The organism is Ferruginibacter sp. (assembly GCF_031391665.1).
GTDB lineage: Bacteria > Bacteroidota > Bacteroidia > Chitinophagales > Chitinophagaceae > Ferruginibacter.
Map to the genome: position 1 here is coordinate 1 of NZ_JANMUN010000044.1, position 15,381 is coordinate 15,381.

Below are 15,381 nucleotides of genomic sequence, written 5' to 3' on the forward strand. Positions count from 1 at the left end.
TGGTGCCCAAAGGTTTTGCACATGGCTTTGCTGTATTGAGCAACACTGCCGAAATTTCATATAAATGTGATGCACTTTATCACAAAAAAAGTGAAAGAGGATTGATCTACAATGATACCTCCCTTGGCATTAACTGGCAAATACCAGAATCTAAAATTATTTTATCCGATAAAGATGCCCTGTTACCCCGTTTGCAGGAGTGCAGAAGTAGTTTTGTATTTAAAGAAAGTGCTAACACTTTGTTGCCGGGTAAGCAGGCGGTTCCTTTAACTTATTTGGTATAGCATTAATTGGGTAAGGTAAAAGATTAATGATGGTACTGTTAGTAATACAAGGTTTTCCACCCTCTAAAAGTTAATCTTCTTTTTCTAAAGATAGCGATGCATCTTTATCAGCTATGGGAAAAAAATGCAGGTAAGGTGCAGTTGATACAATCTCAGACTTTATAATATTAAAAAGTATTACTCCTTCTCAATATTATCTTTCAATTGAAGTAATTTTTCTTGCAAGGCAACCGCTCCGCCTTTATCAATCATATTGTGTATTTCATTTAAACTTGCTTCAATTTTTCTTAACGATATATCATTTTCATTTATTAAAACACTCATTGCAGCTTCTGTTGCAAAAACTTGCGCCTTTGGTATTATTGCTGTTGGCTTAAACTCATTCCAATACTTTGTAGCCACATCAATATCCTGTTTAGCAAATGCATAAAAAAAAGCAGCATCTAACCATACTCCGTTTCGTATTCCTTGCGGAATTTCATCTGCTTCCTTTATATAATCCAGTAAATGTTGTTCGGCTTTTTCAATATTACCATTATCAAAAGCGGCCTGGTGAAAATGACCGTGTAAATAAACGCCAAAAGGGGCTTTTAATTTTTTTGCTAAAATCTGAGCTTCCGTTAATTCATTTATATTAAGCAATTTTGGACGCAGCCCACCTGTACTATCAGCAATTATTTTTATAACCAATGTTTCAAATCTTGCTTTATCGCCTCCGCCCATTAATCGCAATACCCTTGCACCATCCGACGAAAAACCACCAATGTGCATGGGTATTGCCGTAGCAATAAAAATTACTAACGATAATATCGATATAACAAAAAAGGAATAGGCTGTAATCTCTACACCAGTGCCAGTTATTGAGATCAACCGGAATATTCCATAAGTCAATGCGGCCAGCAGTAAACTTGCGATAGGGCCGCTTGCAGCATAAATAGAAAATCTTTTACTTAAATTTTCGGTACTGACGGGCAGGCATACCACCAAGCCTCCAGCGGTATTCACATTTTTATTCCATTTAAATTTCCAGCCTGTTTGTTCTTTGTCCCACATAAAGGGACCAACAATATAAGTTCTGAAATCAAAGTTTAACCAAACCCCCGCCAATGCATGTCCTGCTTCATGGATGCCAATTACTATAAAAAAAATTGGAACAAAAAGTAAAGCTAATGTAATAAGGGTGGTTTTTGAAATAGCGGCTGCGGAGGCACTAAACCCTATTTTTCCTGCAAAGAAACCAAGGGTTAAACAAACAAGCATTATTACCCAAAAACTTAATGATTTAAACTGAGTATTTTTTTTCTTATTCATGTGCAGTAAGTTTTGCAAATAAAAACACTTTAGATATTGCGAATTACTAAAGTTAAAAACAAGAGCTTACAGATAAATATAATGAAATTATAAAAGTGAATAATATTACTGGCAAATTAATTTCAGTAATTCTAATTTAAAATCTTCTCTTTCCTGTGTACCCTTATCGCTGTTGTAAAGTAAAACCAGGATACTCTTTCTACTTTTGTTTATAAACATATCTGTACTAAAGCCGCCTGTGCCGCCATTGTGCCAGATAAAACTTTCTGCAGGCAAGTCTTTATGTATAAGTTGAAACCAGCCAAGCCTGCCGTTTATTTTAAAAACATCCCTGTCTTCAAAAGGTAAATAAGTTATTTGATGTGTACTGGTTATTGAGGCTCCTAACTGGCTATTTGGCGGATTAAGATTGGCTTGCCCATATTTAATTAAATCGGCTGCTGTAGATTTTATAACGCCTGCGCCATCTAATGCATTGAGAGAATTCCAATAAGGTGTTTCCCTTCCCTTGTTATATCCCGTTGCCCACCTGCTGGCATCTGTATCTGCCATATCCGTTTTTGTATCTGTTAATTGAAGCGGTGTAAAAATTTTATCCTGGAGAATATCTCCGTATTGAGTATTATAATTAAGCCCTAAAATAGTACCCAACAAACCCATTCCTGTATTTGAATACTCCCATTTTGTAAATGGCTTAGCTATTAAATGAACATTTTTTAAATGAGTGTACAGTTTATTTCTGTCGTAATTAGCAAACTCACTGGCAATTTTACCAGTGTACAAACCAACTCCAAAATTATCCGGAAAATAAGGTAAGCCGGAGGTGTGGGTTAGCAGATGTTTAAAAGTCACTTCTACTCCATCTCTCTGCAGCGTAGGCAAGTTAGCTGGCAAATAGTTCCTCACAGTATTTTCAATAGTTTGGTTTTTTTCTGCAAGCATATTCATTATTGCAATGGCGGTAAAAGTTTTTGTGAGTGAGCCAATTTCAAAATATGTATTTTTTTCTGGTACAATTCCAGTACCTGTTTTTGTTTCGCCATAACCGTAAAAAAAGGTAGTATCATTTCTTAAAATACCAATTGAAACACCTGCTGTATTTAAGTTATTTTGATATTTAAGATAAGCCTGCTGTACAGCTTTGTCCATTACACTAAGCTGTGGATTATTAGTTTTTGCAGCAGGGGTTAGGATAATTTCTTTTTTGCAAGATGCTGCTGTTGCTAAGAGTATTATTAAAATTGATACATGGTTCTTCATAATTATTTATTTAAGATGATGCCAATATTAACAGCCGGTTTATAGCCGCTGAATAAACTTGGAGTGTAACTTTTATTGAATTTTGTAAATGAGATACCAATTTGCTTACTGATAGAATATTTTTTTTTCTTTATTACTTTATAACCTAAATTAAATCCTGCGGAAGGGCCAGCATGATGAAGCAGATTGCCTTTGTTTTTTAAAGTGGCATTTTCATATTCATACCTGTCAAAAGCAAGACGGGTTAAAATATAACTGGCGCCAATAAAAATATTTCCCTCAAATCTTTTTTTAGAAATGTATTTGTATTGCAGTGCTGCGGTAAAAATGTACCTGCTTTCTACATCGGGCAGTATCAAAAGTCCTATCTGCGGAAAAATGGCTAATTGATGTCTTTTATTACCAACAATATTTTTTGAGTAAGACAAGGTAACGCCAGGATAAAAACCTAAAGGGTGTTCCAATAAATACAGGCTTCCCTGTAAACCAAAGCTTTTGGAATATTTATAATCGGCTTTGCTGGTTGTAGTAGTTTGTGCTGCTGTTTTATTAAATAATATTAAAAAGGTGCAGAAAAATAGTGTACAATATTTCATTTTACTTTATAATTGAACCATAAAGCTAAAATGAAACTCACTTGCCTCTTTTGACCTAAGTCAATTCAGGATATTTTTTTCTTATCCGGCTTAATCTTTCTTTTGTAATGCCGAGGTAGGATGCAATATAACCTAAAGGAATTTTCTTGATTTCTTCCGGCTGGGTTTTTAATAATTGAAGATAACGTTCTTCGGCAGTCATACTCCTGTTTTGATGAAGCCGGGTTTCTAAAGTTTCAATATAATTAGCCAGCAAATTGATAATAAAATCCTGCAATGGGAGATTATTATTTCTTGCCTCAAAAAATTCTTCTTTAGGAAATATAAATACCACTGCATCTGTTAATGCTTCAATCGTTTCAGTTGATGGCAGGTTATTAAATAAAGAATAAGGCGATGTATCAATGTCGCCTTTAAAAGTAAACCCGGTTACAAAATCTTTATCCTCTGATGTTCTGTAAGTACGAAAAACACCTTCCAGCACTAAGAAGAACAGTGTACAGGGCATGCCTTGTTCCACCATGCAGTTTCCTTTTTCAATATTGCGTTGCCTGGCAAATGATAAAAGGGGTAGCAAAGCCTCGGGAAGTTGTGAGGTATCAAAATTAATTTGGGGGCTAAGCATTTATGAATTTGAAACGCTAAGTTAATTATAAACTCTCGGTAAATTAGTTCTGTTGTTTATGGTAACCGAATTTGTTTAAATTAATTATTCAAAATATTAGATAAGATGAAACAAATTTTTACAGTTTGCGCACATTACACGGTTTAATTTCTCTTACCCCTGCGGCAAATAAGCCGGGAAAACTTTGCCGGATAATGCTATTGGGAATTGAGATTGCTAGTACCTCAGCAAACACAATTCCAGAAATCAAAAAACCCAATTGTTTCAATTCTTAGAACAAAAAAACCTTCACTATTTTATTGGGTTTTTAAAAGATGTAATAAACCTTTTGATTTGATTCATTAGAACAGTAGTTTCTTGGTTTTTGAAATAACTATTAACATACTTTACAAAACTATCTTTAATTTTTTCATCTTCCCATTCCATCACAGTAAGACAAAGCATCGGCCATTTTTTTATAGTTCTCATAAAACCATAGATGGGTAAATAAGGCTCTGCATAATAAAAAGAATTTTCTATCAGCTCTTTGTATGATGCAGGCTGGAGTGAAATTTTTAAATCTTCGATTAATTCATACAAAACACCAGTTCTGTTTCCCTGCTTTAAAGTGAAAGCCAAAGATGGCATTCCTTTATCTTTAAAATAAACATAAAGGTATTCCCTGCAACTTTCCTGGGTTATATCGCAAAGATCTTTTGAATAAAGGAGGTATTCGCTTTGGAATAGTTTTAGGGAAAAATTATCAAGGTTTTTATCTATGATGAAATTTATTAGCTCATTTTCTTTTTCAATAATATCTTTAAGTGCCGGACCAATTATTCTTCTTCCTTTTAACATTGCATACTGGGGCTTTGAAAAAAGTTCAAAATAATAACTCTTGAAAATAATGCTTCTCCTGTCAAAAGTTACCTGCACATATAAAGGGAATGTAAGTGTTCCGTGAAAATTCACCTTTTGGAGCCGTTCATAAAAATGTACTTTATAGGTGATGCTGTATTTCTTTTCCATTTTTTTCTTATTATACTCAAAATATAAGTTCTGTTGTATCAATTACAGTTCTATTGGTTTTGTATTTTTCTAAATATTCTGAATCTAGGACTAAAATAAGACAAAAATAGTTCTGATATAAAATATAATACCAGAACAATTTTTGTATCTTAGTATCTGAAACATTTTCTTGCACAGAGAAAGATATTGTGAAGTGTGATTTTTAAAAGTGGAGGTGTGAGATGGAAAAAATAAATCCAGAAAAGGCAGTTGGAATACTACGGAAACAGGGTGTGGATATTTCTGTGGAGCAAGCTGCTCAAATGCTTGAATTACTACGGAGATTTGCCAACATAATTGTGTCAAAGCATTTGGAAAGCCAAAAGCAAAATGTACTGCGTAAGGCAATTTAAAACCAATTAAATTTTTAGTCTATGAAAATAGCTGATTTGTATATCCGTGTGAGTACGGATGAGCAGGCTGATAAAGGGTATTCCCAAAGGAGCCAGGAAGAGTTGTTGCGTAAGTATTGCGATATTAATAAACTATCCATACGCAACACAATGTTTGAAGATCATTCTGCAAAGACTTTCAATCGTCCGGAATGGAAAAAATATTTGTTAGACTTACGCAAGCATAAATGCCAAGCAGATTTTGTTTTGTTCCTCAAATGGGATCGTTTCAGCCGTAATGCGGGTGATGCTTATCAAATGATTAACCAGCTTCGCAAACTTGGTGTAGAACCACAGGCAATTGAACAGCCTTTGGATTTAGCTGTACCTGAAAATAAAATGATGTTAGCTTTTTATCTTGCAGCACCAGAAGTGGAGAACGACCGAAGAGCATTGAATGTTATTCATGGTATGCGCAGAGCTAGAAAGGAAGGCCGATACATGGGCTTAGCACCTGTTGGCTATATAAATAAAACTGATGAAGTAGGAAGAAAATTAATAAGCCCTAAAGAACCACAAGCTGATATTTTGCGTTGGGCTTTTAACCAAATAGCCGAAGGTATTTATAACACCGAACAGATTTATAAAATGGCGAAGGAAAAAGGATTTTCGGGTACTAAGGGTCTTTTCTGGTTTGCTATTCGTAATCCGGTGTATTGTGGTAAAATATTTATCCCTAAATATAAAGATGAGGAAAGCCGTTTTGTAAAAGGTTTGCATGAACCTATTATTACCGAAGCATTGTATTACCAGGTGCAGGATGTTTTGGATGGAAGAAAAAGGCATTATCGGTTAAAGGTAGTTTCTAATGCTTCGCTTCCATTGCGTGGATTTTTAATTTGTACGGGGTGCAAAAAATTACTAACTGGCAGCGCTTCTAAAGGCATGACAAAATATTATTCTTATTACCATTGCACTGATGGATGTGGTTGCCGTTTCAGGGCTGATAAAGTGAACGACCAATTTGTTCATGAATTGAAAAAATATATTCCACTGCCTGAAGTTGCAGAGCTGTTTAAAGAGATTCTCACTGAGGCCTGGAATGAGCAAAATAATCACCTTCATGATGAAAACAAGCAGCTTCGTTTACTAATAAAAGAGTTGGAAGAAAAATTGTCTTATATCAGGGATCTACTTTCTTCTAAACAAATTGATCCTGCAGACTTCAGGGAAATGAAAACAGAATACAGCAATAAACTTGAAAAAATGGAGGCTAAATTAAATGCTTCTACTAATGATAAAGTTGATATAAAAAATCTGCTTGATAAAGGAATAAACAATCTCCTTAAGCTTGATTATTTGTATGAAACAGCTGATATAGAAAAGAAAAGAGAAATAATTAGTTCGATGTTCCCGGAAAAATTGAGTTTTGACGGATTTGCAGTTCGAACTATTCGTATTAATGAAGGGGTAAGGCTGATATACAGTGTGGGCAAGGGTTTTAGCGAAAATAAAAACAGGACAAACCAGAATAATTCCAATTTGTCCTGTCAAGTCGGGATGGCAAGATTCGAACTTGCGACCTCCTGGTCCCAAACCAGGCGCGATAACCGGGCTACGCTACATCCCGAACGATAAAATCTTTTTTTAGTTTTATGTGAGGCAAGATTTGAACCTGCTACCTTCCCGCCTTACAGCGGAACGCAATATACCGGGTTAGGCTACATTGCAAACTAAAAATATTTGCTCGGGTTTATTGGGAACACCCTAACAATAAAAACATTTATAAGAACTTTTTTTGCGGAGAGGGTGGGATTCGAACCCACGGTACAGTTTAACCCGTACGACGATTTAGCAAACCGTTCCTTTCGGCCTCTCAGGCACCTCTCCTAATTATTAAAGGACGGCAAAAATACAATTACATAAGGTATTACCCAAAACTAAATGCAACTTTTAAAATAAAAAATTCTGTACTGCTGAATAAAGATATAATGTACAAGAGTGTCCTTCGTTTCACTCAGGATAAACTCTGCCAATGAAGCCAAATAGAAACGCCAAAGTCTGGCCCCAAAAAAATTATGCTATGTATTTTTTTACAATTACGCTGGCATTGTGCCCGCCAAAACCAAAGGTGTTGCTTAGTGCTGCATTAACGGTGCGGTGCTGGGCTTTATTAAAAGTAAAATTCAGATTGGCATCTAAATCAGGGTCGTCGGTAAAATGATTGATGGTGGGTGGAACGATATCTTTTGTTACGGCCATTATGCAAGCCAGTGCTTCTAAAGCGCCTGCGGCACCAAGACAATGACCCGTCATGCTTTTGGTACTGCTGATATTTAATTTATAAGCATGATCGCCAAATACACTTAGTATAGCTTTTGTTTCAGCAATATCTCCTAATGGTGTGGAAGTGCCGTGTACATTGATATAATCGATTTCGGTTGCAACCATGCCGGCATCTTTTAATGCTACATTCATTACATTTTTTGCACCGAGCCCTTCGGGATGTGGCGCAGTAATATGATGTGCATCGGCTGTAGCACCGCCTCCGGCAATTTCGCAATAAATTTTTGCACCTCTTGCCAAAGCATGATCTAAACTTTCTAAAACTAAAACTCCAGAACCTTCTCCCATTACAAATCCATCACGGTCTTTATCAAAGGGGCGGCTGGCAGTTTGCGGACTGTCGTTTCTTTCGCTTAAGGCTTTCATGGCATTAAAACCACCCACGCCTGCGGCGCTTACAACGGCTTCGCTGCCACCAGTAATTATTACATCTGCTTTATTTAATCTTATATTATCAAAAGCATCAATAATAGCATTGGTAGATGAAGCACATGCTGAAACCACTGCATAATTGGGCCCACGAAAACCATGACGCATGGATATTTGCCCTGCGGCAATATCCAGTATCATTTTTGGAATAAAGAAGGGGTTGAAACGTGGGGTACCATCGCCAAGTGCGTAATTGGTAACTTCTTCCTGAAAAGTAATTAAACCACCGATACCGCTGGCGAAAATTACACCAACCCTGTCGGCATCAACATTTTCTTTGGTAATGCCGGCATCTTTAACTGCTTCGTCGCTTGCAATTAATGCAAACTGGCAATAGCGGTCAATTTTTCGGGCTTCTTTGCGGTCTAAATAATTAGTAGGTTCAAAGTCTTTAACTTCACAGGCAAACCTTGTTTTAAATTTGCTGCAGTCGAATTGTTTAATAAAATCGCACCCGCTTACGCCGTTAACCAAACCCTGCCAATATTCTTCAACAGTTTTTCCTAACGGTGTAAGGGCACCCAATCCGGTTACTACAACACGTTTAAAAGCCATAAAGTTTGCCTGTGATAGTTAATAAAATTACTTAGCATGTTCTTCTAAGTAAGCAACTGCCTGCCCAACGGTAGTGATGGTTTCGGCCTGCTCATCCGGAATAGAAATGTTGAATTCTTTTTCAAATTCCATAATAAGTTCAACGGTGTCCAAGCTATCGGCACCTAAATCATTAGTAAAAGATGCTTCGGTGGTAACCTCTGCTTCATCAACTCCTAACTTGTCAACAATTATTTTGTTCACCCTTGTTGCAATGTCTGACATAATTTTAAAATTTAGTTTGTCTGGCTGCAAAAATATACATTTTGCAATAATTACAAAGAAATATAAATAAGGACAAAAATAGGTGTTTACAACTATCTTATTTATAAGAAAGTGGGAGATTTTAAATCAGGCGTTATTTTATCATTAAAGATTTATCAATGCATGTATATTAAAGCATTGCTAATTTAGATTTACAGCAGTATTACAGTGAGTAATTAATTGTTATCAATAGTTTTATATTACCGCTTACTGCTATATTAATATTATAAAAAAAATTGTATATTGTAAGTGCTTCGGAGTAATTAAAGCTGTTATACTTTACTAAAACAAAACTGTTATGGCCTTAAAACAAATAGACCACGGTTCAAAAGAATATCAGCAAATGGTGAGTTTGCGGATGGAGATATTGCGCAAACCGCTTGGCCTTGGTTTTACCGAAGAAGAACTGGCTAAGGAAAAAGAAGATATTTTAATTGGTGCTTTTGAAGAAGAAAAAATATTAGCCTGCTGCCTGCTTACTAAAGTGGATAATGCAACTATTAAATTGCGGCAGATGGCAGTACAAAATAATTTACAGGGTAAAGGAATAGGTGCCAGTATTATGAGTTTTGCAGAAACGGTTGCAAGAGATAAAGGCTATAAAAAATTAATGATGCATGCCCGTGACAGTGCCATTGGCTTTTATGAAAAATTTGATTTTAGTGTGAAGGGAAATGAGTTTATTGAAGTGAATGTGCCGCATCATGTGATGGAGAAAAGGCTGTAAGAGACAACTGACAACTGACGACAGACAACAGAAAAGACTCGGGTTGTCAGTGGTCTGTCGTCAGTTGTCATTTAACTATCTTCTCTTTAAATATTTTTCTTGCTTCATGTACATCATCTCCTTCAAATGCATCTTTTGGTACAATAAAAAATGAGCGGCTGTTAAAATACAAGTGAAAAAAATGCGGACTTTCAATCCATGTACTAAAATCGGCCCAGGGCCAGCTTCTTCCCCCTCTTTCATTTTCAATTCTAAATTCATCTGCGGTTAATATGGCCTGCATCCTGTCTTTAAAAGCCGGTGCTTTTTTATATACCATTTGCGGTAATAAAAACCAAAATATAATCATAAGGGCAAACCACAACACTGCACTAATTAAAAAAGCCTGCGGCGATACTTTCTTCAGATAAAATAATACTGCAGATATTATTGCAAAAACATTTACCAGGATGATCATGATTTTTATTTCACGCCTGGTAATAAAATGATAGCGTAGCGCCTGTATTACTTTTGCCTTATTGTAAGTGAAGTATTGCGATGTCATAAAACAAAGATAATTGATGGGGTTGATTAATTATCACTCTCAAATTTTAGGGCAACATATTTTATCATTATAACAAACATCAGCAATTCACTTATTTTTGAGCTAATGTTTTCAAAAATAAGAATTAGTAAATATAAAGTTATTAGTGCAGTAGCTATGCTTACTTTATTATTGGGAGCAAATATTTTTCCTTCTTGTAATGAAGCCAAAAATAGCAGGGAAATTGAACCTGCTTTTTATTACTGGAAAACAGTATTTAAACTAACTGATTTTGAAAAGCAACGCTTAGATTCATTACATGTAAAAACTATTTACATAAAATTTTTTGATGTGGGGTGGAGTGATGAAGCACAAACGCCTGTACCGCTTGCTAAATTACAGGCAAATAATTTTACACTGCCGCAAAAATTCAGTGTTATTCCGACGGTGTTTATTACTAATGAATGTATTCAAAAAATTCATTCGTCGCAAATTGCAGAAATGGCCAATAATATTTACAGGCTGATACATGAAATTATTAACAGCAATAGTTTTAATAACATAAAAGAAATTCAAATTGATTGCGACTGGACAGCAAGCACCAAAAGCAATTATTTTTTATTGCTGGAAAAAATAAATATCCTTTGGAAAAATACAGCCATTCCTGTTTCGGCAACCATACGCCTGCACCAAATAAAATTTATGGGTAAAACAGGCGTGCCGCCGGTTAACAAAGGTTTGCTGATGTGCTATAATATGGGCAACTTAAAAAATCCTACCACAAAAAATTCTATTATAGAAACAGCGGAGCTTAAAAAATATGTGGGCAATCTTTCCAATTATCCTTTGGCATTAGATGTGGCATTACCATTGTTCGACTGGAAAGTTTTATTTCGAAAAAATATTTACACAGGTTTAATTGAAAATTTACCTGATGCGGTATTCACCAATTCTTTTTCAACAAAAAAAGATAATAGTTACGAACTTTTGAAAGACACTTTACTGCAGGGATACGATTTAAAAAAAGGCGATGTTTTAAGAAGTGAGCAAAGCGACTACAGCGAAATATTATCTGCCGCAGGCGTTGTAAATAAACGTTTAAAAAATACCCGGCCAAGGGTATCGCTCTACCATCTGGATTCTGTAATTTTAAAAAAATATACTTTACATGAACTGGAAACAATTTACAATAGCATGCGTTAGTGCAGCGCTAGTTTCTTTTCCTCAAAATATAATTGGCTGCGGTCCCGATGCTGATCCCTACGATTACTATACTTCTTTCTTTCATCAAAATTTACCCGATGCAAAAGGCTACAAACCTTTTTACTATACCGGCTATAATTTTTTATATGATGAAACAGAGCCGGTTGAAACCAGCGATGTGCTGGCAGGCGAATGGGCATTGTATTGCAGTAACAATGTAACTGCAACTGATGCAAAGCAATTTGTAAACAAATACGCCTGGAAAGATTTAAGCAATTTGTATTTCAATATAGAAAAAAATCAACCGCTTGCCATATCTGATTCTGTTAAGAAAAACAGTATGACCAATTATTTTTTGCAGCAAAAAGATTTAGAAGGGCTGGGTTATATCATGTATGCAAAAAAGGTGGAGCCTTTTGTTACCGGTGGTGCAGACAGTTGGGAAGCACCCAAAAGAGATTCGCTGGCAATGAGTAAATTAATTAAGAATGGACAGCAATTGTTAGCTGTTGCAAAAAAAGATTTTTTTAAATTAAAATATACCTATCAAATTTTACGGCTGGCACATTACAGCAACCGCTACAATGATGTTTTAAAATGGCACGATGATTATGCTGCTAACATTTTTGGCAACAGTGTTTTACAACCCATGTGTACTGCATTAAAAGCCGGTGCATTATTCAGAACGGGTAATCAAAAAGAAGCAGCTTATTTATTCAGTAAAGCTTTTGATGCCAGCGAAGTAAAAAGAGTTTCTAATTATTTAGGATTTAAATGGAGTGTTACTTCGGGTACTGAACGCAGTGAATATTTGCAGTTGTGTAAAACCAATGCAGAAAAAGCGGCAATGCTTGTCATGTTTGCAATGGGCAGTACGGTTACTGAAAATAATGCCATGAAAGAAATTTATACTCTTGATGCTGCTGCACCTGCTTTAGAAGTTTTAGCAGTAAGAGAAATAAATAAACTGGAAGAAAAATATCTTACACCACTATTACAAAAAGAAAAAGGCGGACAAGCATTGTATTTTTCATGGAATGAAAATGGTACCGACAGCGCCGCCAACGTAAACAGCAAAAATGCAAAAGAACTAATGATTTTTTTGCATGATGTTGCCAGCAAAGGCAAAGTAAAAAATGCAGGATTGTTTGAAACCGGTGCCGCCTATACAGCATACATGCTTAAAGATTATGCAACAGCAAAAAAATATTTATCAGCTGCGGAAAAAATGAACCTTACCCAAAAAGTAAAAGACCAGTGGGCCTTAACCAATTTATTAGTTACCGTAAATGAAAAAGAAAAAATAGATGCGGCTTTTGAAGAACAACTTTTACCATCTATACAATGGCTGGAGGCAAAAGCAAAATCGGAAATACCTTATAAAACCGGTTACAGCGAAATACAGCAATGGAAAACTTTTTACCGCAATTTGATGAGTGAAATTTTGGCCCAGCGATACCACCAGCAAGGGGACTTACATAAAGAAACATTAGCACTTGGAGCGGCAGATTATATTATGGCAACTAATGCTGATTACTATGGTTATGGCAATGGCATTAATTTTTTAAGAAATAATTTAGTGAGTAAAGAGGTAGAAAAATTATTTGCTTTGATGGACAGTAAGCAGCCTAATAAATTTGAGGCTTACCTTATCAATCATAATGCTGTAAATAAAAAAGATGTAATTGATTTTGCCGGTACTGCTTATTTAAGAGATTATGATTATACCAATGCAATTTCTTGGTTTAAAAAATCTACGGATAAAAAAACATCTACGATCAACACCAATCCTTTTATTGATTTATTATACGATCAGGAAGAAGCATTGGCAAGCGAAGCAAAATTTACCACTACCAAGTTAGCTTTTGCAACCGAAATGCTGAGGTTACAAAAAGCTGCTGAAACAGATAAAGCCAACGCAGCAAAACATTTATACAAAATGGCCAATGGTTTTTACAACATCACGTATTATGGCCACGCCTGGAAGCTAGTACAATATTACCGTGGCGGCAGCGATGGTTATTATATTCCCAAAGATGCCACCAGTTTTCAAAAAGAATATTATGGCGCTTTTGCCGCACATAATTATTTTGAAAAAGCCATGAATGCCAGCACAGATAAAAATTTTAAAGCAAGATGTTTATTTATGATGGCCAAATGCAGCCAGAAACAATTGCACCGGCCGCAGTATGATGAGTATGCCAGCAATTATGATAAAATGGATATTGCCGAACAAAAATATTTTACTGATTTTAAAAGCAACAAATATTTTCCACAGTTTATAAAAGAATATGGCAACACCCCATTTTATAAACAGGCATTTAACAGCTGCAGTTATTTAAGGGATTTTGTAAGGAAGAAATAAATTAATTAGTGGGGCAATCTAATTCCCTTCCTTGTTTCCTGTTTAGTTTAGGCGTTTGTTGCCCGTAGGTTTTATTTTTATATTCCCTGTAACCAAAGATTGGGATACGCAAAATAAAATAAGCATCTAAACCTTTTGTTTTACCTGCTCTTGCATTTATTATTGATGAGGAACCAATAACCAGCGGGCCCAAACGCAAAGCTGTGCCCATATTGAAACCTGAAATGGAGTTATAACTTATGGGCATATATAACCCGGCCCAGGTAATTTCTGCTCTAGGCGTAATACAAACTGAAACTGGTGTGTAATTACCCGTATAAAAATTAAGCTTTGAAAAAACTAAAGGAATATTTAATTGTGCCTGCACGCCTAACCATTTATTAAAATATCTGTCGTAAGATAAATGCAAAGTAGTGGGTAATTGCATAGTTAACAAAGACGATTCTGTTCTTGCATTAAAAAGATTATTGTAGTAATTGGCCATTTGGTAAATGTCGTTGGAATCTGAGGGCGGAACCAATGTATCAACAGTATAAGTTTTACCCGAAAAATTGTTGACCATACTTTTTGTTTGCTGTTTATTATACCGGATAAAACCAATATCGGTAATTGAAGCTCCGGCTTTCCAAATGTAGTTAGCTGTTTTATCGCTGTAAGAAGTTTCGTACACCTGCATTTCGTCCCTGTATTCGTAACTTACGCCAATGTCTAAACCTGCACCCGGATTTTTAAAGGATATATAATCATTAATATCATCCGAAAGCGAATCTAAACTTTTGGTGTAGCTAATATTAATATTTCCGGTAGCGTTTATCAATGCGTCTTTTGTTTTGCCATCTCTCGGATCAATAATAGAATCGTGTATATAAGAAAGTTTATTACTGCTTAATGAAAATGCGGCTACGCCTCCAAGATACTTTAATGAAATACCGGCTTTCCACACCCCAAAATCTGTATTAGCAATTTGGCGGCTGTAGGTAAGTGCCACTTCTTTCCAGGTATGCATATTAACAGAAGCGTTGCTGATAGCAAGCCTTTTACCCAAATAAGATTCAGTGGGCACATCTGGCAATAAAGAATTTAAAATAGCATTACTTATGCCATGTACATTGGTAAAAACCCTTGCTCTTGTTGTTATTGCAAAAGCGTTTTTATCCGAGAGTTTTATCATTACTGCGGGGCCAAAAACATCTGCATTGAAGTTTCCCTTTCCATCTTTTTTTACGGGATTAGGATAAGAAAAACCTCCATTGTCATCATTCCTGTTTTTATATTTAAATGCAAATATATTATTACCAAGGGCTGTAGAAAAACCTACGAGATTAACATCTGCTCGGGTACGATGGTTTAAAATATCTGCCGGATTATTTAAAATGCTGTAAACCCCGGCGTATGCTGAAGAATGGTAGCCTGTGTAGGATTGAGCTTGAGAAAAAAGATAATTAAACTGGATGAAGATAAAGATAGAAACAGCT

At 35.6% G+C, this 15,381-nt stretch carries 14 protein-coding genes, 2 tRNA genes and 1 pseudogene; 6 read left to right on the forward strand and 11 right to left on the reverse strand.

From position 1 onward, the window contains the following. A partial coding sequence (locus tag ACY651_RS03555; RefSeq protein WP_462249782.1) for a dTDP-4-dehydrorhamnose 3,5-epimerase family protein occupies window positions 1-284 on the forward strand: 284 nt, incomplete at its 5' end. Window positions 285-461: 177 nt separating this feature from the next. On the opposite strand, the gene ACY651_RS03560 is transcribed toward ACY651_RS03555, so the two are convergent. From ACY651_RS03560 to ACY651_RS03580, 5 genes are all read right to left on the reverse strand, one after another. Continuing rightward, the gene (locus ACY651_RS03560; RefSeq protein ID WP_462249784.1) at window positions 462-1,595 is read right to left on the reverse strand and encodes a M50 family metallopeptidase; all 1,134 of its coding nucleotides are present in this window, start codon (window positions 1,593-1,595) and stop codon (window positions 462-464) included. A gap of 105 nt (window positions 1,596-1,700) precedes the next feature. Beyond that, on the reverse strand, window positions 1,701-2,855 hold the full coding sequence (locus tag ACY651_RS03565; RefSeq protein ID WP_462249786.1) for a serine hydrolase domain-containing protein: 1,155 nt from the start codon (window positions 2,853-2,855) through the stop codon (window positions 1,701-1,703). A 2-nt stretch (window positions 2,856-2,857) separates the two neighbouring features. Beyond that, window positions 2,858-3,451: a hypothetical protein gene (locus ACY651_RS03570; RefSeq protein ID WP_462249788.1), complete on the reverse strand. Its 594-nt coding sequence runs from the start codon at window positions 3,449-3,451 to the stop codon at window positions 2,858-2,860. Between the two features lie 55 nt (window positions 3,452-3,506). Continuing rightward, the gene (locus ACY651_RS03575; protein ID WP_462249790.1) at window positions 3,507-4,076 is read right to left on the reverse strand and encodes a Crp/Fnr family transcriptional regulator; all 570 of its coding nucleotides are present in this window, start codon (window positions 4,074-4,076) and stop codon (window positions 3,507-3,509) included. 291 nt (window positions 4,077-4,367) lie between these two features. Beyond that, window positions 4,368-5,084, reverse strand: coding sequence for a hypothetical protein (locus ACY651_RS03580; protein ID WP_462249792.1), 717 nt, complete (start codon window positions 5,082-5,084; stop codon window positions 4,368-4,370). 221 nt (window positions 5,085-5,305) lie between these two features. On the opposite strand from ACY651_RS03580, the gene ACY651_RS03585 reads away from it, so the two are divergent. After that, entirely contained in the window at window positions 5,306-5,476 is a 171-nt protein-coding gene (locus ACY651_RS03585; protein WP_462249794.1) for a hypothetical protein, read from the forward strand. A 21-nt stretch (window positions 5,477-5,497) separates the two neighbouring features. Continuing rightward, window positions 5,498-6,280 (forward strand): annotated as a pseudogene (locus ACY651_RS03590) (recombinase family protein); the annotation flags it as partial. A gap of 730 nt (window positions 6,281-7,010) precedes the next feature. Here ACY651_RS03590 and ACY651_RS03595 read toward each other — a convergent pair. From ACY651_RS03595 to ACY651_RS03610, 4 genes are all read right to left on the reverse strand, one after another. Beyond that, window positions 7,011-7,085 (reverse strand) — tRNA-Pro (locus ACY651_RS03595). A gap of 171 nt (window positions 7,086-7,256) precedes the next feature. Next, window positions 7,257-7,345, reverse strand: a tRNA-Ser gene (locus tag ACY651_RS03600). A 186-nt stretch (window positions 7,346-7,531) separates the two neighbouring features. Next, window positions 7,532-8,785 carry a beta-ketoacyl-ACP synthase II gene (fabF, locus tag ACY651_RS03605; RefSeq protein WP_462249796.1) on the reverse strand — a complete coding sequence of 418 codons (1,254 nt, stop codon included), beginning with the start codon at window positions 8,783-8,785 and terminating at the stop codon, window positions 7,532-7,534. 27 nt (window positions 8,786-8,812) lie between these two features. Further along, window positions 8,813-9,049, reverse strand: coding sequence for an acyl carrier protein (locus ACY651_RS03610; RefSeq protein WP_430987719.1), 237 nt, complete (start codon window positions 9,047-9,049; stop codon window positions 8,813-8,815). A 337-nt stretch (window positions 9,050-9,386) separates the two neighbouring features. Here ACY651_RS03610 and ACY651_RS03615 point away from each other — a divergent pair, with 337 nt between their 5' ends. After that, a complete protein-coding gene (locus ACY651_RS03615; protein WP_462249798.1) occupies window positions 9,387-9,815 on the forward strand; it encodes a GNAT family N-acetyltransferase in 429 nt (142 codons plus the stop codon). A gap of 67 nt (window positions 9,816-9,882) precedes the next feature. Here the strand turns inward: ACY651_RS03615 and ACY651_RS03620 are convergent, their stop codons facing one another. Then, window positions 9,883-10,359 carry a YcxB family protein gene (locus ACY651_RS03620; RefSeq protein ID WP_462249800.1) on the reverse strand — a complete coding sequence of 159 codons (477 nt, stop codon included), beginning with the start codon at window positions 10,357-10,359 and terminating at the stop codon, window positions 9,883-9,885. Window positions 10,360-10,464: 105 nt separating this feature from the next. On the opposite strand from ACY651_RS03620, the gene ACY651_RS03625 reads away from it, so the two are divergent. Together ACY651_RS03625 and ACY651_RS03630 are read left to right on the forward strand one after the other, a co-directional pair. Continuing rightward, window positions 10,465-11,541 (forward strand): hypothetical protein, encoded by a 1,077-nt coding sequence (locus tag ACY651_RS03625; RefSeq protein WP_462249802.1) that lies wholly within the window; start codon window positions 10,465-10,467, stop codon window positions 11,539-11,541. Then, window positions 11,507-13,906, forward strand: a complete 2,400-nt coding sequence (locus ACY651_RS03630; protein ID WP_462249804.1) for a hypothetical protein — start codon at window positions 11,507-11,509, stop codon at window positions 13,904-13,906. The genes ACY651_RS03625 and ACY651_RS03630 overlap by 35 nt, the downstream gene beginning before the upstream one ends. Window position 13,907: 1 nt before the next feature. Here the strand turns inward: ACY651_RS03630 and ACY651_RS03635 are convergent. Beyond that, a partial coding sequence (locus ACY651_RS03635) for a DUF5723 family protein (RefSeq protein ID WP_462249806.1) occupies window positions 13,908-15,381 on the reverse strand: 1,474 nt, incomplete at its 5' end.